Source organism: Streptomyces sp. NBC_00370 (genome assembly GCF_036084755.1).
GTDB lineage: Bacteria > Actinomycetota > Actinomycetes > Streptomycetales > Streptomycetaceae > Streptomyces.
The window spans coordinates 4,549,863-4,570,616 of the sequence record NZ_CP107968.1; the positions used below are offsets into that span (position 1 = coordinate 4,549,863).

Consider the following 20,754-nt stretch of genomic DNA (forward strand, 5'->3'; position numbering starts at 1 on the left):
CCTGCGGATGGCGCTGGACTAGTAGGCGACATAGACGTCGCGTGAGACGCCAGTGCCGTTGCGGGCGTAGCCGTGCCCCGTTGTGCTGGTGCCCGCGAGGGCGCTCGGGGCGGTGCCGGTCGTCCGGGAGATCGGCAGATCCTCCTTGACCTCGGCCTGCTGGCTGCTGGTCAAAAGCGCGAAGGAAGAGCTGTAGGTCAGGAAGCTGTGAAAGGTGTAGCCGGTGAGGTCGAGCGGGTCCGGGAAGCTGCCCGGTCGGGAGTCGATGAGCTGGCCGCCGGCCGTGGCCTTGTAGCGCAGGCGGAACTTCCAGGCGTTGGTGGCGGTGTCGCGGAAGCCGTAGTCGACGGTGTCGAGATAGCCGTCGCGCAGGAGCAGGGCCACCTCCTCGGCGAACTTCTCGATTCTCTCGAGGGAGGGCTCGCCGTAGAGGTTGTACAGCAGGCGCAGGTCGGCGGCGACTCTGCCTCCGACGTAGCGGGCATCGGTGATCGTGAACGAACCGGAAGTGGATCTGGAGTACGAGCCGGTCATGGTCACTCTCCCGAGAAGGTGGGGCCGAACAGCTCGCGCCAGAGGTCGAGCGCCTCGCTCTTCGTGGTCGCGTAAGCGGCCGTCGTGAGGGTGTCGAGGGTCGTCTTGGCGTGGTTGACCAACCGCTGGCGGTCGAACTCGGTGTAGCCGCGAGCGACGTTGTTTTCCGGGTTGACCGGGTCCCAGACCTGGATAGGGTCTGTCGTCGCACTCACCTCGTCGGCCGTGTAGTAGTCGGTGAAGACGACCGGTGTCTTCAGGCCGGTGCGGACGATGTAGGAGAGGACCTGCTCGATCGCCTGCGGATAGTCGTCGACCTGCAGCGGCTTTCCGTTCCAGCCGACGTCCCAGAGGTGCGCGACCAAGAGTTCGATCAGGAAGGACTTGCAGCGCAGCTGCGGATCGCCCTCCTTGCTCTCGCGGATCCACGCCTTCAGCAGGCGGATCAGCTCCCGGTAGCCGTCGCCGGCCTCCCCTTTGCGCTTTTCGATGAAGCGCAGGTGCAGCGTGACCGAGGTGAGTACCTTGATGCCGCCGCTGGTGACCAGGTAGCCCCGGTCGTCCGGCTCGCCGGTGTAGAGCACCGGCACCACGTCGATCTTCAAGCCGGAGCCCCGCATAGTGATACCGACCGCGTGATCGGAGGGCTTGAAGTCCTCCGCGATCTTCGTCTTGCCGTAGACCTCTTTGCAGCGCTCCTCCAGCCAGGCCAATATCGTCGAGACGTCGATGCCGGGGTCACCGACGCACAGGTACGCGGCGACGTCCGCGTCGGACCCTGTGCCGCGCCTGCGACAGATCGCTGTGTGCTTGGCCGTGCTGCCGGACGCGCGGAGCTTCACCAGGTCGAAGTCCGGGTGGGCGGCGATGTAGTCCTCCAGCCGCTCCCGCAGGTAGTTCACCTGACGGCGGCGGTCCTTCGCCTCCTCCTTCGGCACGTTCACCTTGTTCTTCGCGAATGCCTTGAGGACCTCGTGGTCGACGTAGCTCTCCCCCGCCATGGCTGTTCACCCTTCACCCGAGGAGCCGATCGGTAGGAGAACAGGGTTACCACGCACCACTGACAAACCCGGTCGAAGTTGCGAGGGATGCCCCGGTGCCGATAGCGGACCGTCTGCCGGGCCCTCCGGCTACGCCCGCCACACGAACTGCAACCAAAACTGCAACCACACACGAAGAAGGGCCCCACCGCGACCGGTGGGGCCCTTCGACGTATTGCCCGGTGAGAGCAATGGCGGAGGATACGAGATTCGAACTCGTGAGGGGTTGCCCCCAACACGCTTTCCAAATGTTCGCCTGGGGGTTCGGGGTGAGTCATCGGCGTCCTGACCTGCGCCGGAATGAGAGGCGGGGCACCCAGTGGACGGTGCTGGACGGGGGTGAACGAGACCCGAACTGAGACCACATCCCATCCCGGACCTCGGCCTTTGCGGCAGCTCGCGGTCGCGAGGGTGCCCAACAACGGTGAAGGGCCGGGCGGGAGGCGTCCGGCCCTTCACTTGCCGCGCGAGGCCAGCAAGGAATTGCCTGATGGCCACCATGCACGCCGAACAGGTAGCTGAGACCGCGTGCTTCACGGAGCTCGGGTTTCTGCGCTCGTCATCGTCGTCGGCCCGGATGCCGGGCCTGGCCGCTGCAACGTCTCGCCGGCGTCTCCTAGGCTGAAGAGAAGCGTCAGGACGGTCATGACGCCCACTGCCGCTCCGATCGCGCCCACCAGGTCTCCTCGGGTGGAGGCACCGGTATGGGTCTGCGTGGTGTGCTTGTAGACGGCGAGCCCGACGACGCAGCCGATGACGAGGAGCATCACGGCTTCGGAGGAGATCTGTACGGTCATCGCTGGTTTGCCTCGAAGAACTGCGGCCGACTGATTTTCCCGCTCGCCGCGAGCACCCGAGCGGTTCCGCGGAGCCGGTGCAGCTGTCCCTCGACCGCGCGGGCGCTCATACCGCCCAGCAGAGCACCGATCTCGCGCTGGTTCAGCTCCGGGCGGCGCAGCATCAGCGTGCAGATGGCAGCAGCCTCCGGGGTGGCCTCGCTCAGTATCCGTCGCAGCGTGTCACGCGAGGCGACCGTTTCGGCAGGGTCGTCGAACAGACTGAGCTGGCCGGGGAACACGGCTTCGATATCAGTGAGGTTGAGGAGCCCGTAAGCCCTCATGTTCACTTCCCGGCGCCGCTTCCGGGACCAGGTCTTGAAGACGTCGCCGAAGGCCATGACGCATCCGCCCACGAAGAAGGTGAACATGCTGGCGCCCTTGTCCGGGTTCCATTCGCCGCCGCGCAGCGAGCGCTCCAGGAAGCGGGGTGCGGCCGCCGTGACGCTGTCCACGGCCAGGGCTTCGCGCACCTCTGAGGTTCGAGCGAGGATGGACAGTTCGACCTCTGAGGTGTCGAAGGCCACGTTGTAGCGGTGGCAGTGATGGGAGATGGCGCCCGATCGCATCCATGCCGTCAGGGTGCGGATGGCGTAGGTCCACAGCTCCTGGGCGAAGACGTCGTAGCGGGGGCCGCGGAACTCCACCCGCAGCAACTCGTCGTACAGTTTCCGGTCCTGCACGAGGGTCGGGGGAGGCGGATCGTCCCCGTCCTCGAATGGGATCTTCACCTTCAGCTCGGCTTCGTCGCCACTGCTGATCATTTTGAGCAACACCAATCCTCGCGCCGTAGTTTTAAGTCTGGCGACTCATATGGATGCGAAGACTCGAGACCCCACACTTTGCTGCGACTTTTTCTGGCGCTGCCGATAATTTCTAGGCGCTGTGCATTGGCGGTCAGCGATGGCAGGACTTGGACCCGACGCCGGTCATCGATGCCGCCGTAGTCGGATCGCCTCAGATGGGCGGCAAGCACCCGACGCTCCATCTCCGGCCCCAGCAAGCCGGCCAACCGGATCGCCGAACTCTTCGCCGGCACCGCTTCGCCACCCGGGCGGAAGCGAGGCCGAAGATCGCGATATGGGTCACCGGCTTCTGCCGCACCAGGCGCCGCCACCGCGCGGCCGCCCGCCACCGTCGAGAACACCATCCGAGAAGCGCGTGGCCACACCGCCACCAGGACCAGGCTGCATGACTGATGCGTGCTGGTGTTGCCGTTTTCTCATGAGCGCCGTGGCCGAGCACGTCCGATCGATTCAGTTGAGACTGAGCGGGATTCCGCTAGGGCACGTAATGAGCATGAACGGATCGATGGCGAAGTGGGCATGGTCGGTGGCCGAGGCGGAGCTGCATGAGCCCCTTCCTCGTCGATGGATGCACTCGCAAGGGGTCGCGCGGCGCGCGGCCGAACTGACGGAACTCCTGGGCGCTGACGCGGACCTGCTGGCCTCTGCCGCCGTGCTTCACGACGTGGGCTACGCACCGCGGCTGGCAGCGACAGGCTTTCATCCGTTGGATGGTGCCCGTTTTCTTCGTGACGACCATGCAGCGGATGAGCGGCTGGTGCGGTTGGTGGCGAACCACTCGTTGGCGTTGCTGGAAGCCGACGAGCGCGGGCTTCGGGGCGATCTGGAAGCCGAATTTCCGCTGCTCGACGACCGCTGGCTCGTGGATGCCTTGGTGTATTGCGACATGACGACGACGCCTGACGGGAAGGGCACGTCTGCCGAGGGCCGGCTGGAGGAGATCATGGATCGTTACGGTGCAGACAGCGTGGTGGGGCGGTTCATCCGTCGAGCGTCGTCGGACATGCTCGCGGCCGTGGGGCGCGTGGAGGCGGCGCTGGCGGCTCAGCCCAGATAGGGGTAGGTGCCAGCGAGGTAGTCGCCGATCTGTTGGCGCATGCTGGGGTGGATGTCGTACCGGTCCAGGTCGTCTGGCTGTACGTAGCGGACCCCGTCGGCCTCGTCGTTAATGGTGGGCTCGCCGCCTACGGGGCGGCCGATGTAGGTGTTCTCGTACTGCTGGCGGATCTCGCCGTCGGTGTAGGCCACGATGTGGTTCGGGTTCGTGTAGACCCCCAAGAAGCCCGTGATCTCGGCGATGATCCCGGTCTCTTCAAGGCATTCACGCACTGCGCACTGGGCCGCAGTCTCGCCGATGTCCTGCGCGCCCCCCGGCAGGGCCCACTGGCCGGTGTCCCGGCGGCGCTGGAGGAGTATGGCGCCGTTGTCGTCGACGACGAGCAGGTTGTTGGCGGGGATGAGCGTGTTCGCCTTGGGGGCCTTGGGGTCGTTGTAGTACTCAGTCCTGCCCATGTGGCGAGGGCTCCTCCTGGTCTGGTGTCCAGGGCCGTGCGGTGGCCCAGACAGCGTCGAAACTCTGAGCGTAGTTGTCGAACCAGCCCGCCGTGTCTGCTCTGCGGAGATGGAGGAGGGGGTTGGCACTGGCGGGCTGGCCCCAGACATGCGGGTTGATCAGAAGATCATCGTCGTACCGGAACATGGAGGTGTAGAGCGTGGTGTCGTGCAGTCTCACCTCGCATCCGGCCTCGGACAACAGGGGGCGGTAGTAGGTCAGGGAGGCGCGGATCTTGGCGGCGAGTGTGTCGCCGATTCCCTCTTCGTGGCCACGGATTGCTGCAGCCCGGCCCTTCGAGTCGCCGAAGCAGAGCCGCACTCGCACCCCGCTCGACGCACGTTCGGCGAGCATCTTGGCCACGTGCGGGTTGGACTGAGCGAAGAAGGTGCCGGAGAAGACGAGGACGCTGATCTGCTCCTGGGCGCCGTTGAGCAGCGACAGCCACGTGTCGCGCGGGACGCTCGCCCGGTTCTGGTAGGTCCCGATCAGCTCCTGTCCTGAACCAGTGAGCTGCTGCTGCGTGCTCGGCGCCGGTGCGGGCCAGAGGAACAGTTCCTCCACCCGTAAGTGCTTGGCCACGCGGAAGCGGTGGCGAGGATGGGGAACGCGTCCGCCGAGCCACCGGCCAACGGTCTTGGGGTCCACCTCGCAGACTTCGGCGAGTGATTCGGGTGGGATGCCACGCTGGGCGAGCACGGAGTGCAATCGCTCGTTCACAGACGCCATACAAGCCGAGACCGGTCAGGAGCGGCAAGGACGTTTCGGGACGTTCCACGGAAGGAGGGGGGGCATGGCTGCTGTATTTACGCTGGATGCATGGAGCTCATCGTCCTGTGGGACATCGACCACACCCTCATCGAGAACGCCGGGGTCAGCAAGGAGATCTACGCCGCCGCCTTCACGGCCCTGGCGGGAAGGGCGCCCGCAGGGCCGGCGCGGACGGAAGGGCGTACGGACCGGCTGATCATGCGCGACATGTTCGAGCGGAACGGCTTGGCCGAGCCGGACTGGGCAGCGGTCGAGGGGGCGCTGTCCGACGCAGGGGAGGTGCGTCTCCAGGACCTCAGCCGTCGGGGAACAGCCTTGCCCGGCGTACGGGAAGTCCTGAAGGAGGTCTCTGTACGCAGCAGTTGGGTGTCGTCGGTGCTCACCGGCAATATCGCGGACAACGCTCGCGTGAAGGTCGCGGCCTTCGGCCTTGATCCACTCCTCGACCTGCCGGTCGGTGCCTACGGGGCCGATGCCCTCCAGCGCCCCGACCTGGTCGCTGTCGCCCGGGAGCGGGCCCAGCGACTGCGGGGCGCCCAGGATGGCGTGCCCGTCGTGCTCGTCGGAGACACCCCAAGGGACGTGGAAGCCGCACTCTCCACGGGCTCCGAGATCATCGCGGTCGCCTCCGGCGTACACAGCGCCCAGGAGCTGGCAGACGCCGGTGCCCATACGGTCCTGCCCGATCTCACGGACACCGGCCGTGTACTCGGGATCCTGGAGGGGCTCTCCGCACGCTGAAAACGTCCCAGGACGTCCTTACAGCGTCCCGATACGCGGTGACGAGGTCCGTACCTGTCCCGCCAATATCAGGTCTCCCACCAGGCAAGCGCCTCGAAGGAGACCCTCGTGATCAGCGAAGTCACCGGGATCCGCAGGATCCGGATGCTGTACCTGCAGCTGCTCTACCGCTGCAACTTCGAATGCCTGCACTGCTTCCACGGCAAACGGCTTCAGCACGCCGACGCCTTCACCACGGACGAGGCGGTCAACCTCCTTACGCTGATGCGCGACGAGTACGGCACCGAGGCCGTCACCCTGCTGGGCGGTGAGCCGTTCGTCTATCGGGACCTCGCCCAGGTCGTCCGGTACGCCAAGCGGGACCTGGGCATGCAGGTCGAGATCTGCACCAACGGCTACCGCATCGAGCGCCGGCTGACCGAGATCGCCCCCGACCTGGACCTGCTCCGGGTGTCGCTGGAGGGCATCGGTACGACCAACGACAAGATCCGGAAGTTCGGAAGTTACCGCAGTGCCCTGAGCGCACTCGAAATCGCCCAGCAGCTCGGCGTCCGCGCCGGCGCGACCATGACGGTCACCTCACGCAACATCGACGAGGTCCTGCCGCTCGCCCGCACACTGCAGCACTACGGGGTGGAGCAGCTGAAACTCCACTGCCTCCGGCCGGTCGGCAACGCAGCGGACCACCCCGAGCTCCTCGTCAGCGACGCCACGGCCTACACCCGTCTGCGGGAGCGCCTGGCCTCGGCCGAGCTGGGCATCGAGGTGATCCTCGACGAGGACCTGTCCGAGCTCGGTGCGCCGGACGCCTGCCTCCCCGCCGGGGGTCCCGTGGAGATCGAGCGGATCGAGGCCGACCCGCGCGGCGCGCTCACCATGTCCTGCAAGGCCGTCGGCAAGGACTCGCACGCCTTCTGGTACGACAAGCTCGCCGACCACATCGACCACCGGCCCTCCGCCACCGACGAACTCACCCTCGCGGTGCCGGACGTGGTGTACGGACGTGTCTGACCCGGCGTCCTTCGAGAGCGTCGAAGGGCTCCGCGGCACCGGAAAATCGACGCTCGCTCCCATGCTTGCGGCCGCCCGTGGCGCGGCGCTGGTCCCGACCGTGCCGCCCACCTACCAGGCACTACGGCAGGAGGTCGACCGGCTGGGAAATGCAGAGGCACGCATGTGTTTCTACCTCTCGGCTCTGTTCGCCGCAGCCGATCAGATCCAACGGTATCTGTCCGCCGGTATCCCGGTCGTCGTCGAAAGCTACTTCGCTCGGTGCCTGGCCAACCACCGCGCTTTCGGAGCCAACCTCTCCGTGTCCCTGCCGCCGGGCATCCCGCGTCCCATCACCTACTACCTCGTCTGCGCGGAGGACGAGCGTCAACGCCGACTCGCCAAGCGCGACAAGCCTGTGTCGCGTTGGGACGCCCTCGCTGAAATTACCGCCGACAAGATCACCGACGGCTACGCCTCGTTCCCGATGCACCGCGTGAACACCACCGGTCTCACCCCTGACGAGGTACTCCAAGCCGTCCTGAGCACCGACCCGCAAGGAGAGCAAGCCAGTGCAGACACCCAGCATGTGGCGGCACACCCTCACGTTCTTCCCTCAGTTCCTCGCCGCGCTGAAGGAGCGTACGGAGCCTGACTCCACCGTTACGGTCATCGGTGCGAGCGACGGCAGACTCGTCGTGCCGCTGGCCGCGGCCGGCTACCGCGTCATCGCCATCGAGCGCGACCCGCTCGCCCTCCACGGTGGCGAGGTCGAGCTTCCGGGTGACAGAACCGGTCACGCGATGGGCATGATCGAGCGGCTGAAGCAGGAAGGGCTTCACGACCGTGTCCAGGTCGTGGAGGAGGACTTCCTCGCCTCCGAACCCATCACCGCCCCCTGTGATGCCGTCTGGACGAGTTGCTCGTGGCACTACAGTGCCAACCACCACCGCCCGTTGGGCGAGTTCGTCGACCGCATGCAGCGCCTGGTCCGGCCCGGCGGTCTGTTCGGCGCGGAGTTCATGATGCCCCTCACGCAACGCCACCACGTGCTGGAGCACTACACATCCCCCGAGAAGCTGCGGCGTTACTTCATCGGGGACTGGGGCGTCCTGCTCACTCTGCGGACCAACGAGTTCACAGAGCAGGCGCATGTCGGACAGTTGCAGGATCACAACCACCGCATGGGCCTCCTCCTCGCCGCCCGTGCGGCCACCCCCTCCTAGAGCTACGGGAAGAAGGACCGATGAAGCACGAGTACGAGGCCAAGTTCCTCGCCGTCGACGTCGACGGCCTCCAGGCCAAACTGACGGCGCTCGGAGCCGTCCAGGCATTTCCGCGCACCCTCCTCACCCGGAAAATCTTCGAGAACGACGCCCTCGAAGGCGGCGCCTGGGTCCGCCTGAGGGACGAGGGCACCCGCTCCACGCTCACGCTGAAGCAGGTCACCGACTCCACGACGATCGACGGCACCACCGAGATCGAGACCGAGGTGTCCGACCTGCACGCCATGGCCGAGATCCTCCGCAACGTCGGCCTGCGTGAGGTGCGCTACCAGGAGAACTACCGGGAGGAGTGGTGCCTGGGCGAAGTCGCCTTCGACTTCGATACCTGGCCGGACCTCCCCACCTTCGTCGAAATCGAAGGACCCGACGAAGCATCCGTCCGACAGGCTGCAGACCTGCTCGACCTTGACTACGCACAGGCCCGGTTCGGCAGCGTCGACGAGATCTACAAGAGCGAGTCCAGCCGGGACATCCTCGCTGAACCGACGCTCCTCTTCGCCGACGCAGGCAAGCAGGAGCAGGCCGGGGCGGCTGCACCGAGCGATTGATCTTGAGGACCGAGCGTGTTTATGGAACTGGCCGTGACGCCGCGGGTCGTACCCGGCGTCGCCGAGTTCGCCCGCGGCGGTCTGCCGGCAGCGGCGGACACCGACGACGGCAACACCTGGACCGATGGGCACTGCTGGCTCTACTGCGGTCAGGGTTGGACCCGCGTTCTGTGGATCGGCCCCGTTAGCGTGGCCGGCGCCCAGGCCGCCATGCACGCCTGTGGCCCGTGCATCCGGGCCCTGCAAGAGCAGGTCTGGCAGGCCATCCTCCTCCACGATGCACCGTCGTGTCCGGCCCCGTTGAGAACGTTCGCGACGGCCGAGCAACCTGGCGGACGCCGCGTTGGTAAGCATCGCGCGCGGGGCAGCGTGCTGCGTCGTGGGTGAGGACGACGGCAGAACTAAATAGCCCCGTGACGTCTCTTCACAGCGAAGGATCCGCAATCAGAAGTACGCCGACTGCTGGGCCGGTCACCACGCATGGTGACCGGCCCAGCAGTCGTTGTTGCTGCGGCGTCTTGCCGCGGGCTTCTAATGACGATGCCGGCGTTACCGATCTGCGGCTGTGGCAGGGGCCTCCGACGCGGGCTCTGGCCTGAAGGCTTGCACCATGACCGCTTTCCAATTCAATCAGCATCGGAGAGTCTGCGAGCACCGAGTAAAAGAGCGCCCATCGCCGGAGGAAGGAAATATCATGCTTCTCACCTCGCGTTGGAACGGCCACATAAATAATTCCACTTCCTCGGGGGGCATAAAAAGATAGCCAGTGTCTGTCGGCCTCTCACAAACGCTCTACTGGACATCTCCCGGAAAGTGAGGGCGTTTCTGAGCAACCAAGGAAGCCGCGTCTCGCCCCGGCGGGAGCTGCCACTCAATTACGTGCAGGCCCGCCAACTCGATGATTTCTTCGGGCACGCCCAATCGGTACAGAGGTGTAGCTCCATACCGGTTGAGCCAAGCAACGCGTCTCGTTTTCTCGCACGAATCAAGGTCCCGCCACGAATCGAGGACCACCCCTGGAGTAATGGATGCACCCAGCGATCGCTGAAGCACTACGTGCCGAACGAGCGGAATGTATTCCACTGGGTCTCGCGCGAGAGCGACAAGACACCAAGCCGTCGAGTCAGACATAGATAGGCCATGAGCGTCTACGAGGCGTCGAGCCCTCCATTGCCAGAGCGGAGCGAGGAGCCACCTGGTTTGCCGCGCCCTCATTTCCGGACTCCAGAAGGCCCCGTCAAGCGTCTCATCGCGACGGAGTACGCAGGGTTGCACAGGGCAAACATCAGCTCGCGCGCTCCTCATTCCCGGAGCTGGATGTTTCGAGCTGAAGCTCGCGCTTGCGCTGCTCTTCCTTCAGCCGTTCCACATAACGCGCAAATATCCGAAGCCGTTCAGCTTCAGGGAGAGGCGGTTCGCCATCCCGCCCAGCGTATTCATCGAGCATGAATTGCGATGCGTTATAGTGCTTCTCGATATCATCGGCCGTGGATTGCAGATTGTATCCTCGTTCGCGAAACTTGAAGTATCCGGTGACGCCTGCCGAAATTCCGACGAGTGCACTGAGGGAAGCCGCAGAAAGGCGCAGCACTTGACTACTGCCCTCATTCATGGCCGCAAGCGTCGAAGTGACAATTGACCCAGTGATGATGATGCCCTGAAAGACGTTGTGAATTCGGCGATTTTTGTTCGCTGAAGTTCGGTACTGATCAATCAGGTCAAGCGACGCTTCGCGGTAGATGCGAAGTCCGGAAGGGGAATCGAGAGGTAGCTTGGCAGCGGCAGTTTGTCGATCCTGAAGTGCGTTGCGCAGCGCGCCAGTTCGAGCAACAACCTTCTTTCGGTTCTTCCATATCGCCCACCCCATCGCCACCCAGAGGCAGTTGACGATGATGAGCCCTGCCCATCTAGTAAAGACAGGCTGCGACTTCCAGAGACCCACGATAACCGTGTAGCCGAGAAGGAACGTAAGGATTATGCCGCCCAGCAGGCAGAGAACGTATATCCTTTGAAAGGTTCGCGATGTCCGCAGGTCATCTTCGATCTCATCGAATCTCTTGACACTGCTCCGGTATTCCTCTTGGCGTCGAGCCTCATCAGCCTCGGAAATCTCGTTTGACTCAGCACTTCCCCAACTCACCAGCGACCCCCACTTAGTTCAAGCCGCCCCAGCGGCAGGTGAAACGCCCGGTAGCTTTCGGTAACACGAGTGGGCGATCGTAGAACCGGCCTTTCGGGCCAACAAGAGCGCCTTGTAAGCCATTACCCACGGGGGAAATTTCGCCAAGATCCGAATGGCGGGAACTAGTTCCTCGCTCAACAGGTGTGATCGCATCGATGTTGAATACAGGCCAAGATCAAATTTCGATGATCTCTCTCATTTTTTCCAAGAAGGGAATCTTCTCCCTAAGGAATCGTTTTCCGGGCGGGGAGAGGAAGCTCCTGGTGAGACGCGCCACTGGAGCGTCGCAAGCGGGGCCAAGGCGGTACTTGAAGTCGATCCGGCGGATTGCGGTCCAGGGCTGCAGGACTCCTGATGGATCGGACAGGAGTGTGGTGGGGCGGGCTCGTGCTGCGGGCGGGCTCTGGGAGCGAGCTCTCCTTGCTGGGGTCAGCGGCGTGGGCGGCTGAGCCTGTTCGTGGGGGCTGAGGGTGCCGTGGGCGGCTGGGTATCGGCGTACGGCACGCTGAAGGCTGATGCGGTGGTGCTTCGCAGGCGGGCTGCTTCCGCGCGGCGGTTGGGTGCGGGGTTGCGGCTGGTGTGCTGGATGCGGGTGATCAGGACGCGGGCGGGGCTGTGGGCGGTGCCGAGTTCTCGTCGGGCTGCGGCTTCCTTGAGGAGCTGGTGGGGTTTGTGGCCGCCGGCTTCAGCGTCGGCGAGGACGGTGGCGAGGGCGGGCCAGCCGGGGTCGGCGAGGATCCGCTCGGCGTGTTCGGGAACGGCGGCGCGTACGTCGCTGGCCAGGGTGCGGCGGGTCTCCTCCGTGGTGCGGCGGGTTTCGAGTTCGGTGAGCGTCGGAGCGAGTGCGTCGTCAGCTGCTGACTGGAGGTGCCAGACGGCTTGGCGGGACGCGTCGGCCTGGTGGGCATGCCCGTTCGCTTCATGCCAGCGTCCGGCGAGGACGGCGGCCCAGACGAGTGCCGCGACCAAGGCTGCGAGCGCGCTGCCGTCGGGGCCGGTGGCGGTGTTCACGATGTCGCGGGCTGCGGTCCTCAGAGCGTGGGCGGCGCGGTCTTCGGCCCGTACTTGGGAGCGCTGGGCACGGGCAAATGCCCTGCTGGCCGCTTGCAGTTGGGGGCGAAGGTCGATGGGGGCCATCTGGGCGGTGGCTTCGATGAGTTCGCCCAAGGCCATGATGTGCGCCTGTGCTCGTGCGTCCCCGCCGTCATCGGGGCTCTTGTCGGTGATCTCTGCGTGGAGGGTGTCGAGGGCGTCAGTGGCCTGATGCCAGGCAGTGGTGGACCGATTGCGACGGGCGGTGGGGTGTTCCTCGGGGGCGCTGGTCTCCAAGCGGGCTTTCAGCCTGGGCAAGGACAGGTCGGGGGCGATCTTCCCGCCGGGGTGGTAGATCTGCTCGCCGTCCTTGTTCAGGTCGCCGGGCCGGCCGACTGCGTAGCCGAGGAGGTCCCCGGACGGGCCACGCCGGGGCTTGACCAGGATGTCGTCGGCTTCGAGGTAGGCAAGGAGTTGTTCGGCGCTGGCGGTGTGCGGGATTGCGGCGCGGATCTGGTCCTGGAGCCATTCGCGGCTGGTCTGCTCCCAGCAGAGGCGCTCAGCTTTGTGCATCTCGGACTGGGTGGGGCGCCGGCTGGCGGTGCGGTCGCCCTTCTTCAGGCGGCGCAGCCCGTACTCCTTCTCGATCTCCCGGCACTCATTGCCGACGCGGATGCCGCTGCCGTGGAGCTTGGGGCGACGGCCGTCCTCGCGAACGGTGGTGGCCAGGATGTGGATGTGGTCGTCGGCGTGGCGTACGGCGATCCAGCGGCAGGCCAGATCGTCGCCGTCGGGGGCAATGCCGGCGGCCTGGACGATGCGCTGGGCGATCTCGCCCCACTCGGTGTCCGAGAGGTAGCGGTCTTCTGGTGCGGCGCGCACGGGGCAGTGCCAGACATGGTCGGTGACAGGCTTGCCGAACTCGCTGTTCCGAAGTTGAACGGGCTCGTCGAGGTGGCGGGCGAGCTGGGTGAGAGTGGCGTTTTCGTCGCGGCCGGGGTCGGGCATGCCGAGCATGGAGAATCCGCCGACGAGGTGCGGGTCGAGGTGTTCGTCATGACGGCCGGGGCCGTAGAGGTAGGCGAGCAGACCACGGGTGTTGGATCCGGCCGCTTTGATGGCGGCGATCACGCGGATCAGCCCTCCCTTCCGTCGGTGGGCTGGCGCAGGGCGTCGGCGATGAGGGTGAGCAGGCGGTGGAGTTCATCGAGGCGCTGGCGGATGTCGGGCGGGGTGTAGTCGCTGTTGAGGGCGCGGGCGATCTGGTTGACGTTGACGCCGGTGCGGTTGAGGGCGCGCAAGACCTGGGCGCGGAACATGTGGGTACGGCGGCGGTCCTCGGACAGGGGGAGGTTCGCGGTGAACCGGCCGTCGAGGAAAGCGAGGACGATGTCGGCGGCGAAGCCGGATTCGCCCTTGTAGCCGTGCTCGGCTGCGGCCTCGCGCAGGCTGGTGTGCTCGTCGTCGGTGAAGCGCATGGGGCCGACGCGCTTGGTGCGCTTGTCGCCGGTGAACCGACGGATCGTTGGCTGGACGCTCTGCACGGCGGATTCGCTGGCGGCGGGCGCGTCGGTGTGCGTCGGGTGGAGGATCGCTCGCTGGGCTGTGTGAAGCGTGTCCGGGGCAGAGCCGCACTCGGTCTCGACCACCTGGTCCGGCGCCCCCTGGCGCTGGGCCGTCTCCGCCACCCCCGGGGCGGAGACCCCCGAAGACCGGCCACGAGTCGGACTCGGGGTACTACTGGCTCCGCCAGGAGCAGCCCGTCCGAACGCCCGCCACAAACGTTCCGACAGCGTAGGCGACTTCGTCAGTGTCAGCGGCGATCCGATTTCGGAGTCGGGGTGGTGCGGGTCGTGGGCCACGGATATTGCTCCGGAGTAGCGCGGGAGGGATGGCGGCATGCGGGGGCACGGCTACGGCCGTAGGCGGTAACGAGCGATCAGGCGGAGGGGTGGGGCACGCTCTGACCGGTGGCCGGAGGAGTTCCGGCCACCGGATGGCGGGCGATCAGCTGACGTTCCGATCGGCGCCGGGTTCCGACCGGAGGATTTCCATGACTTCGGTCAGCCTCTGGCCGCCGACCGTGTGTCCTTTGTCCCGTATGGCCTGTTGGACGATGCCCCGTGTGAGCTTGCGCTTCTCCGCCGCGGCGATCCGCCCGATCTCGACCAGTTCCTCGACCGTTGCGCTGACCGGTCGGCCGCCTCGAGGAAGGCTCTTCGAGATTCGGGGCAGCGCGTTCTGGGGGCCGGATGCGGTGGCTTGTGATTGTCCGATGTGCGCGGGCGGTACGGCAGGCGAATCCGGCGTCTCGACGGAACCGGTGGCGGGCCGGTCGGAAGCCCGGTCGACCAGTTGGTGGATCTGCCGCATCAGCACGCCGAACGCCAGCAGGGCTGCGGTCGGGGGAACCGCCGCGACCACGTAGTCGAGTAGGGGTGCGACGCGCTCGTTGCCCGTGCCGCTCACGCCGGCCACGTTGAGCGCAATGGATCCGGCCGACCCGATGGCGGTCAGACCGACCGCCCACCAGTCGGTCACCCGGCGAAGGCCGGCGCGGAGCATCAGCAGTTCGCCCGCGACGATGAAGGCGTCCAAGGTTGCGGGCCAGGCCCATTGCCGGACCGGGGAGCTTCCCAGTCCATGTTGTCCGGCGACCTGGGCGAGGTGGGCGTAGGAGAGCCAGAAGCCGCCGGCGGTGAGGGCGATGATGACGGTTCCGGCCGCGGCGAGGGCGTATCGCTCGGCAGCGTGCTGGGGCGTTGCTTGTCGCTTCCTGTCCTGGGCGCGGGGCGTCGCATGAGTGTGCCGGGGGGTGTCGTGGGGTGTGGCGGGTGTGGTCATGCGGGGTTCTCCGGGATGGTTCTGCGGAGGCGATCACGGCGTTCACGGAGGGGGCGTACACGTGAGCCCCCTTCTAAAGGGGGGCTCACGCGTGAACGCTGGCGTGCGTGTACGGCGTGAACGATCGCGTGATCGTCTGACCTGGGGTTTTGTGCTTGGCGTGTACGCCTGCGGTGAGGCGTGCGCCGGTGCGCGGGGGAGGGGTGCGTGTACGCCCTCGTGTACGGTCCCGGTGTCCGGCGGTGGGGTCAGGAGACTGCGCCAATGTGGCGGAGGGAGGCGCGGTAGCGGGCTTGCTGGCCGCCTCCGGTTCCGCCTGCGGCTCCTTCGGCCTTGTCTGCGAGGCCAGCCCTGACGAGCCGGTCCAGGGTGCGCCTGGCTTTCTCGGTGGCCGAGCGCTCGGGGTTGTTCTGGCCGCTTTGGATCATGGCGAGCTCGCGCACGGTCAGTCCGTCGGGGCGCTGGCGCAGGATGGCGACCGGGTCGAGGGCTGGGTCGAGTGTCGAGGTGCCGCGTTCGTGGTCGTGGATGACCTGGAGGGGGCCGATCTCGCCGGTGGGAGTTTTGAGGTGGTGCAGGGTGACAGCGAGGTCGCCCGCTTCCCCGGCGATGAAGAGGACGCTGCCCGCGCCGGAGGTGATCCAGGTGGAGCCGTAGACCCGGTCCAGGGTGGGCTTCTGGGCGCGTGGGGCGCCCTCGGTGGCCTTGCGCTGGTGGTGGAGTTCCATGATCTCGACGCCGTTGCGCATGGCTCGCTGGCGGGCGTTGTTGTAGGCGACGCCAAGCGCGTCGTCGACCAGGGTGCTCACCGCGTCCTTGAGGCTGTCGATCACGATGGTGTCGGCCTGGTGAGCGGCGGCGAGGTCTGCCAGGAGGTCGGGCTCCTTGTCCAGGCTGGCGGGCAGAGGCCCCTGCCAGACAGCGAGCCCGTCGCGCAAGCGCTGCTCGTGTTCGGGCCCGACGCTGCGGGCCATGGCGCGGGCGATCTGCTTGTACCGGTCCAGCGCCAGGTACAGCACTCGTCGGCTCGGTGCGACCGGCATGTCCAGGACGCTGTCGGCCAGACCCAGGCGGGCGAGGATCACCTGGTGAGCCAGTGTGGTCTTTCCTACGCCGGGCGCTCCGACGATCATCAGGCTCTCGCCGGATGACCAGGCCGTCTGCTCCCGCGTGCCCCACAGCGGCTCGGTGTCGGCGCCGGTCTCGGTGACGAAGCGCCATCCGTCGGTGATGAACCGGGAGAGCCGACCCTGTCCCGAAGCGAGTGCACGCTCGCGTTCGATCCGGATCTCCGACTCCACCTCGCTGCGGATGGCGTCCGGGTCGGCGCCCGGCGCCATCGCGCGCTGGGCGGTGCGGATGCCGGAGGCACGCAAGCGGCGCAGGTCGGCCAGCTTGCGCACGATGCCGGCGTAGTAGGCGGCGCCGCTCGTCGAGGGCACGGCGTCGGCCAGCTGGTGGACGTACACCACGCCGCCGACCCGCTCCAGGTCGTCCTGGGCACGCAGCTGGTGCGACAGGACGATGGGGTCGGTCGGCTTGTCCTCGCCGTGCAGGGCGAGGATGGCGCGCCAGACCGTCTCGTGCGCGGGGCGGTAGAAGTCGGCTGCGTCGAGCAGTTGGCGTACTTCGTCGATCACCGCGGCCTTGTGCATGCACGCCCCCAGCACGGCGGCTTCGGCGTCGACATCGTGCGGCGGAACCGCGGTGAGGTCGCCCGGCGTGGGCTGGCGGCCGCTTCCCGCGAGGTGTGGCGCATTCGGCCGGGGTTCGTCCATACTGGACATTGAGCTCCTCAACTTGCGGGCCGTACGGGACGGCGAATCCCAGGCCACGCGGGTCAATCGTTCAGGGATGGGCGGTTACGAGAGTTCGTGCTTGGCCCCCGACGTTCGTAGCGTCGGGGGCTTTTTGCGTTCACCGCCGTTCGAGGGCGGACGTCTACAGTACCCGACGTTTTCGGAAGCGCAACGGTTGCATTCGGCTCCGGAATGGTGTTTAGTTTTCACCATCGCCCCGGCTGTCCGTCGGGCCCCGGCAAGGAGGTGCAGTGATGAGCAGTGACGAAGGCGCCTCCCGCGCGGGGCCGGAGCGGCCGCTGGCCGAAGATCACGTCGCGGAGCGCATCAAGCTCGAACGCGAGGCTCGCGGATGGAGCACGGTCACCCTGGCCGAGCGAATGGCAGACGCCGGCCACCCGGTCAACCAGTCCGCGATCTGGCGCATCGAGAGCGGCAAGCCCCGCCGCCGGGTCAACCTCGACGAAGCGCTCGGCTTCTGCAAGGTCTTCGATCTGACCTTCGACGAGCTGACCAGCCCGCCCGGCCAGCTCGCCAATCCGCTGGTCCGCCGCTTGGTTGGCGAGTACGTCGCGAGATGGAGAGAGTGGCGGGCCCTGGGTAAGGACATGCAGCGCATCCAGGACGAACTCGCGGCGTACACGGATGCCAACCCCAACCAGGAAGACATGGTCAAGGCCCTGCTGACCCACGAGTTGGCCGTCGCCTCGAACGGCGAGTTCCATCACCACCTCGGTGCCCCGACACGGCTCCGCAGTTACCTCGGCGAGCGCATGGACGCGCCGACCGAACAGAGCTGACGCGACCCCTCGCTGCTACGAACAGCGAGGACTCGTCGTGTCCAGCTCCATCTCTTCACGCCCATCCCTGAACGACGCGCCGGCCAACCGGGATTCGCCGTCCCATGGCCCGCCAGGAGAGGACCCTCCCTTGCGCCGAAACGATCTTCCGCTTGCCCAGATAGCCGACCTGCTGGACGTCCCTGAGGGCGACCTGCGGGACCTGCTGTCCGGACGCCGTCTCCCCGAGGGGGACACCACCCTCGTCGCACTCACCGTCACCGAAGCGGCGCGACGCATCGGTGTCGGCCGCACGAAGTTGTACGAGTACGTCACCTCCGGCGAGATCGCCTCGGTGAAGATCGGCAGCTTGCGTCGAATCCCAGCGGAGGCGGTGAACGACTTCCTGGCCCGGCGCCTCACGGCCCGCGACTTCCGGGCCGCAGCATGACCGGGGGCGGGATGGCGAAAGGCCGTCAGCCCAATGGCGCCTCATCCATCTACCTCGGCAAGGACGGTCGCTGGCACGGCCGCGTCACCGTCGGCGTCAAGGACGACGGCACGCCGGACCGGCGCCACGTCAGCCGCAAGACCCGCGCGGAGGTCACCAAAACCGTCAGGGAGCTGGAGCGGCAGCGCGACAAGGGTGCGGTACGCAAGGCTGGCCAGAGCTGGACGATCGAGACCTGGCTCGCCCACTGGGTCGAGAACATTGCAGCGCCGAACGTCTCCGAGAACACCATCGACGGCTACCGCGTCGCGGTGCACCACCACCTCGTCCCCGGCCTGGGCGCCCACCGCCTGGAGAAGCTGGAGCCGGAACACCTGGAGCGCTTCTACAAGAAGATGCAGGAGACCGGCAGCGCCGCCGGCACGGCCCATCAGGTGCACCGCACTCTCCGTGCCGCTCTCAACGAGGCCGTGCGCCGGGGGCACGCCATCCGGAACCCGGCGACGATCGCGAAGGCCCCGCGCCTCGAAGAAGACGAAGTCGAGCCGTACTCCGTCGAGGAGGTCCAGCGCCTCTTGGCGGAGGCAGGGAAACACCGCAATGCGGCCCGCTGGGTCATCGCCCTGGCCCTCGGTCTCCGGCAGGGCGAGGTCCTCGGCATGCAGTGGACCGACGTCGACTTCGAACTCGGAGTCATCCGCGTCCGACGAGGCCGCCTGCGGCCCCGCTACGAGCACGGCTGCGGCAACCGCTGCGGGCGCAAGCCCGGCTTCTGCCCGCAGAAGATCAACGTCCGACGCGAGACCAAGAGCGTGAAGTCACGGGCCGGTCAGCGGCCCATCGGCGTTCCGGACGAGCTCATGACCCTGCTCCGCCGGCACAAGGAGGAACAGGGCCGAGAGCGCACTCTCGCTCGGGACCTCTGGACGGAGAAGGGGTACGTCTTCACCTCGCCGGTCGGCGAACCCCTGAACCCGAACACCGACTTTCACCGGTGGAAGGACCTGCTGAAGGCAGCGGGGGTGCGCGACGGCCGTCTTCACGACGCCCGTCACACGGCGGCCACGGTTCTGCTCATTCTCGGGATCTCCGATGCTGTCGTCGACAGCATCATGGGCTGGGAGCCCGGTAAGTCCGCTCGGATGCACCGCCGTTACCAGCACATGACCGGTCCCGTCCTGCAGCAGACCGCCGCCAAGATTGGAGCCCTGCTGTGGGCCGCGCCTGCGGACGTGGCGGTGCAGGCCGAACTCGGGTCCGCCGGGAGCTCCGGCTCTGCCTCGGTCGACTCAGCGGTCTACCTCGCCGACCTCGGTGGCCGACGTCTGGCCTTCGCCTCCCGAGAGCACGCGGAGCAGGTGGCTGCGCAGTGGGGCGAGGACCGGCCCGGTCGAGCGGCTCGGGTCGAGGAGATGGAGCGGGAGCAGTGGGAGGTCGGGGCGGGTGGCGGCACCCAGTCGATCCGCCACGCGATCCCTGACCGCCGGATGGTGCACCACGCCCACGCCGTGTTCCTGGCAGGCGGCGAACGGCTCAATGTCGGAAGTCCTGCCCGATGGTCGACGTGGGCATGGGACTTCGAGCCCGACCTGTACACGGACCTGCCGGTGCGCTGGCACACTTCGCGTCGGCCCGGCCAGGAGATCGAGGCCCACGTGCGTGGCACGGACGAGGACGCGGTCTCGTCTGCCTACGTGGAGGCGTGTGCACAGGCTGTGGACCGGGCGCGGAACCCCGGCGCGTACGGCGAGGGGCAGAGGTAAGGGTCCTCGCCCCTACGAAGGCACCCGAATGTGGGGCCTCGACCGGATCGGTCGGGGCCCCGTTCGTCTTTCCTAGCCGGGGATCCCGAGCTCCTTCAGGTACGTGAGTCGGGCGTTTATGGCAGCCGAGAAGTGCCGCCAGTCAAGGCTGTTCACCAGTTCGACGGGCTTGGGGTCCTCGGCTGAGGATGTGACATAGCAAGCGGCGTCGTACAGCTGCTCGGCCACAAGGCGCTCGCAGAACATCCCGAACCGGTCCTGATACGAGGTGCCGTGCCAGATTGAATCGGCAGGCAGCGCGCCCTTCGCGATACTGACCGGCCTCCGAGAGCCGCTGCCGTCCTCCATGATGAAGAAGTAGCCGAGCCAGGGCTTCTCCTTCGGATACAGCTCGGCCAAGGCGGCCCGTCGCAGATCCACCGCGCTGCCGAGTGCTTCCTCAACCCGGTTGTTGTAGTTGTTTCCGAACGACGGCCCACCGAGGGCCTTCAGTTCGAAAGCCGCAACGAGCACGCCCTCGTGGACCACCACGAGGTCCCACTGCTTCTGGGGGCGGTAGTAACCGGGGAGTTCCAGCCCTTGTTTCTTGGTGACCCGGATGCTCTCGGGCGGGTAGCCGGCTTCGAGGAAGAACTTCGACAGGAGGATCGCGATCGCGTCGAAGTGCTTACCACCGCGCACGGATCCGGCGGTGCCGGCGCCGACCGCGGCCTTGATCGCGGACTGCTCCCGCTGCAGCTGCTTGGCGCCCCAATAGGTCGCTATCGCGTCCTCGAAGTCCTGGCGGGTGACCGTCAAGA

23 protein-coding genes are annotated in these 20,754 nt (G+C 66.7%); 10 read left to right on the forward strand and 13 right to left on the reverse strand.

The genetic code is table 11. The features are described from left to right. Nucleotides 1-18: 18 nt before the first annotated feature. The 5 genes from OHS57_RS20265 to OHS57_RS20285 form a co-directional block, all read right to left on the reverse strand. Nucleotides 19-534, reverse strand: coding sequence for an HORMA-1 domain-containing protein (locus OHS57_RS20265; protein ID WP_328582917.1), 516 nt, complete (start codon nucleotides 532-534; stop codon nucleotides 19-21). A 2-nt stretch (nucleotides 535-536) separates the two neighbouring features. Beyond that, nucleotides 537-1,535: a CBASS oligonucleotide cyclase gene (locus tag OHS57_RS20270; RefSeq protein ID WP_328582918.1), complete on the reverse strand. Its 999-nt coding sequence runs from the start codon at nucleotides 1,533-1,535 to the stop codon at nucleotides 537-539. A 572-nt stretch (nucleotides 1,536-2,107) separates the two neighbouring features. Continuing rightward, on the reverse strand, nucleotides 2,108-2,371 hold the full coding sequence (locus tag OHS57_RS20275) for a hypothetical protein (RefSeq protein ID WP_328582919.1): 264 nt from the start codon (nucleotides 2,369-2,371) through the stop codon (nucleotides 2,108-2,110). Then, entirely contained in the window at nucleotides 2,368-3,174 is an 807-nt protein-coding gene (locus OHS57_RS20280) for a hypothetical protein (RefSeq protein ID WP_328582920.1), read from the reverse strand. Before OHS57_RS20280 ends, OHS57_RS20275 begins: the two co-directional genes overlap by 4 nt. Next, nucleotides 3,171-3,560, reverse strand: coding sequence for a hypothetical protein (locus OHS57_RS20285; RefSeq protein ID WP_328582921.1), 390 nt, complete (start codon nucleotides 3,558-3,560; stop codon nucleotides 3,171-3,173). Before OHS57_RS20285 ends, OHS57_RS20280 begins: the two co-directional genes overlap by 4 nt. Before the next feature lie 149 nt (nucleotides 3,561-3,709). Here OHS57_RS20285 and OHS57_RS20290 point away from each other — a divergent pair, with 149 nt between their 5' ends. Then, nucleotides 3,710-4,273: an HD domain-containing protein gene (locus tag OHS57_RS20290; RefSeq protein WP_328585117.1), complete on the forward strand. Its 564-nt coding sequence runs from the start codon at nucleotides 3,710-3,712 to the stop codon at nucleotides 4,271-4,273. Here OHS57_RS20290 and OHS57_RS20295 read toward each other — a convergent pair. Together OHS57_RS20295 and OHS57_RS20300 are read right to left on the reverse strand one after the other, a co-directional pair. Next, on the reverse strand, nucleotides 4,261-4,728 hold the full coding sequence (locus OHS57_RS20295; RefSeq protein WP_306055799.1) for an NUDIX hydrolase: 468 nt from the start codon (nucleotides 4,726-4,728) through the stop codon (nucleotides 4,261-4,263). The genes OHS57_RS20290 and OHS57_RS20295 overlap by 13 nt on opposite strands. Beyond that, the gene (locus tag OHS57_RS20300) at nucleotides 4,715-5,488 is read right to left on the reverse strand and encodes an XRE family transcriptional regulator (protein WP_328582922.1); all 774 of its coding nucleotides are present in this window, start codon (nucleotides 5,486-5,488) and stop codon (nucleotides 4,715-4,717) included. Before OHS57_RS20300 ends, OHS57_RS20295 begins: the two co-directional genes overlap by 14 nt. Nucleotides 5,489-5,587: 99 nt before the next feature. Here OHS57_RS20300 and OHS57_RS20305 point away from each other — a divergent pair, with 99 nt between their 5' ends. The 6 genes from OHS57_RS20305 (at nucleotide 5,588) to OHS57_RS20330 (ending at nucleotide 9,491) form a co-directional block, all read left to right on the forward strand. After that, nucleotides 5,588-6,280, forward strand: a complete 693-nt coding sequence (locus OHS57_RS20305; RefSeq protein WP_328582923.1) for an HAD family hydrolase — start codon at nucleotides 5,588-5,590, stop codon at nucleotides 6,278-6,280. A gap of 108 nt (nucleotides 6,281-6,388) precedes the next feature. Further along, entirely contained in the window at nucleotides 6,389-7,291 is a 903-nt protein-coding gene (locus tag OHS57_RS20310; protein WP_327709898.1) for a radical SAM protein, read from the forward strand. Further along, nucleotides 7,284-7,925 carry an AAA family ATPase gene (locus OHS57_RS20315; protein WP_328582924.1) on the forward strand — a complete coding sequence of 214 codons (642 nt, stop codon included), beginning with the start codon at nucleotides 7,284-7,286 and terminating at the stop codon, nucleotides 7,923-7,925. The genes OHS57_RS20310 and OHS57_RS20315 overlap by 8 nt, the downstream gene beginning before the upstream one ends. Beyond that, a complete protein-coding gene (locus OHS57_RS20320; RefSeq protein ID WP_328582925.1) occupies nucleotides 7,843-8,496 on the forward strand; it encodes a class I SAM-dependent methyltransferase in 654 nt (217 codons plus the stop codon). The genes OHS57_RS20315 and OHS57_RS20320 overlap by 83 nt, the downstream gene beginning before the upstream one ends. A gap of 20 nt (nucleotides 8,497-8,516) precedes the next feature. After that, the gene (locus tag OHS57_RS20325) at nucleotides 8,517-9,104 is read left to right on the forward strand and encodes a class IV adenylate cyclase (protein ID WP_328582926.1); all 588 of its coding nucleotides are present in this window, start codon (nucleotides 8,517-8,519) and stop codon (nucleotides 9,102-9,104) included. A gap of 21 nt (nucleotides 9,105-9,125) precedes the next feature. Further along, a complete protein-coding gene (locus OHS57_RS20330; RefSeq protein WP_250306373.1) occupies nucleotides 9,126-9,491 on the forward strand; it encodes a hypothetical protein in 366 nt (121 codons plus the stop codon). Between the two features lie 898 nt (nucleotides 9,492-10,389). Here the strand turns inward: OHS57_RS20330 and OHS57_RS20335 are convergent. From OHS57_RS20335 to OHS57_RS20355, 5 genes are all read right to left on the reverse strand, one after another. After that, complete coding sequence (locus OHS57_RS20335; protein ID WP_250306322.1) at nucleotides 10,390-11,046, reverse strand: DUF4231 domain-containing protein; 657 nt, start codon at nucleotides 11,044-11,046, stop codon at nucleotides 10,390-10,392. Nucleotides 11,047-11,715: 669 nt separating this feature from the next. Next, a complete protein-coding gene (locus OHS57_RS20340) occupies nucleotides 11,716-13,449 on the reverse strand; it encodes a relaxase/mobilization nuclease domain-containing protein (protein ID WP_328582927.1) in 1,734 nt (577 codons plus the stop codon). Between the two features lie 5 nt (nucleotides 13,450-13,454). Next, nucleotides 13,455-14,006: a MobC family plasmid mobilization relaxosome protein gene (locus tag OHS57_RS20345; RefSeq protein WP_328582928.1), complete on the reverse strand. Its 552-nt coding sequence runs from the start codon at nucleotides 14,004-14,006 to the stop codon at nucleotides 13,455-13,457. A gap of 319 nt (nucleotides 14,007-14,325) precedes the next feature. Further along, nucleotides 14,326-15,162, reverse strand: a complete 837-nt coding sequence (locus OHS57_RS20350) for a DUF2637 domain-containing protein (protein ID WP_328582929.1) — start codon at nucleotides 15,160-15,162, stop codon at nucleotides 14,326-14,328. A gap of 248 nt (nucleotides 15,163-15,410) precedes the next feature. Continuing rightward, complete coding sequence (locus OHS57_RS20355) at nucleotides 15,411-16,940, reverse strand: DnaB-like helicase N-terminal domain-containing protein (RefSeq protein WP_443043084.1); 1,530 nt, start codon at nucleotides 16,938-16,940, stop codon at nucleotides 15,411-15,413. Between the two features lie 275 nt (nucleotides 16,941-17,215). Here OHS57_RS20355 and OHS57_RS20360 point away from each other — a divergent pair, with 275 nt between their 5' ends. The 3 genes from OHS57_RS20360 to OHS57_RS20370 all read left to right on the forward strand — a co-directional run bounded on the left by OHS57_RS20360 (nucleotide 17,216) and on the right by OHS57_RS20370 (nucleotide 19,954). After that, nucleotides 17,216-17,761 (forward strand): helix-turn-helix transcriptional regulator, encoded by a 546-nt coding sequence (locus OHS57_RS20360; protein WP_328582931.1) that lies wholly within the window; start codon nucleotides 17,216-17,218, stop codon nucleotides 17,759-17,761. Between the two features lie 130 nt (nucleotides 17,762-17,891). Continuing rightward, entirely contained in the window at nucleotides 17,892-18,191 is a 300-nt protein-coding gene (locus OHS57_RS20365) for a helix-turn-helix domain-containing protein (RefSeq protein WP_328582932.1), read from the forward strand. A gap of 11 nt (nucleotides 18,192-18,202) precedes the next feature. After that, nucleotides 18,203-19,954 carry a tyrosine-type recombinase/integrase gene (locus OHS57_RS20370; RefSeq protein WP_328582933.1) on the forward strand — a complete coding sequence of 584 codons (1,752 nt, stop codon included), beginning with the start codon at nucleotides 18,203-18,205 and terminating at the stop codon, nucleotides 19,952-19,954. Between the two features lie 72 nt (nucleotides 19,955-20,026). Here OHS57_RS20370 and OHS57_RS20375 read toward each other — a convergent pair whose 3' ends face one another. Beyond that, nucleotides 20,027-20,752, reverse strand: a complete 726-nt coding sequence (locus tag OHS57_RS20375; RefSeq protein ID WP_328582934.1) for a PaeR7I family type II restriction endonuclease — start codon at nucleotides 20,750-20,752, stop codon at nucleotides 20,027-20,029. Nucleotides 20,753-20,754: the final 2 nt, after the last annotated feature.

Coding starts and splice junctions, on each gene's coding strand:
- OHS57_RS20360 (WP_328582931.1), top strand. CDS start 17,216: ATGAGCAGTGACGAAGGCGCCTCCCGCGCGGGGCCGGAGCGGCCGCTG.
- OHS57_RS20305 (WP_328582923.1), top strand. CDS start 5,588: ATGGAGCTCATCGTCCTGTGGGACATCGACCACACCCTCATCGAGAAC.
- OHS57_RS20295 (WP_306055799.1), bottom strand. CDS start 4,728: ATGGGCAGGACTGAGTACTACAACGACCCCAAGGCCCCCAAGGCGAAC.
- OHS57_RS20370 (WP_328582933.1), top strand. CDS start 18,203: ATGGCGAAAGGCCGTCAGCCCAATGGCGCCTCATCCATCTACCTCGGC.
- OHS57_RS20330 (WP_250306373.1), top strand. CDS start 9,126: ATGGAACTGGCCGTGACGCCGCGGGTCGTACCCGGCGTCGCCGAGTTC.
- OHS57_RS20355 (WP_443043084.1), bottom strand. CDS start 16,940: ATGGACGAACCCCGGCCGAATGCGCCACACCTCGCGGGAAGCGGCCGC.
- OHS57_RS20325 (WP_328582926.1), top strand. CDS start 8,517: ATGAAGCACGAGTACGAGGCCAAGTTCCTCGCCGTCGACGTCGACGGC.
- OHS57_RS20350 (WP_328582929.1), bottom strand. CDS start 15,162: ATGACCACACCCGCCACACCCCACGACACCCCCCGGCACACTCATGCG.
- OHS57_RS20280 (WP_328582920.1), bottom strand. CDS start 3,174: ATGATCAGCAGTGGCGACGAAGCCGAGCTGAAGGTGAAGATCCCATTC.
- OHS57_RS20285 (WP_328582921.1), bottom strand. CDS start 3,560: ATGGTGTTCTCGACGGTGGCGGGCGGCCGCGCGGTGGCGGCGCCTGGT.
- OHS57_RS20270 (WP_328582918.1), bottom strand. CDS start 1,535: ATGGCGGGGGAGAGCTACGTCGACCACGAGGTCCTCAAGGCATTCGCG.
- OHS57_RS20275 (WP_328582919.1), bottom strand. CDS start 2,371: ATGACCGTACAGATCTCCTCCGAAGCCGTGATGCTCCTCGTCATCGGC.
- OHS57_RS20265 (WP_328582917.1), bottom strand. CDS start 534: ATGACCGGCTCGTACTCCAGATCCACTTCCGGTTCGTTCACGATCACC.
- OHS57_RS20290 (WP_328585117.1), top strand. CDS start 3,710: ATGAACGGATCGATGGCGAAGTGGGCATGGTCGGTGGCCGAGGCGGAG.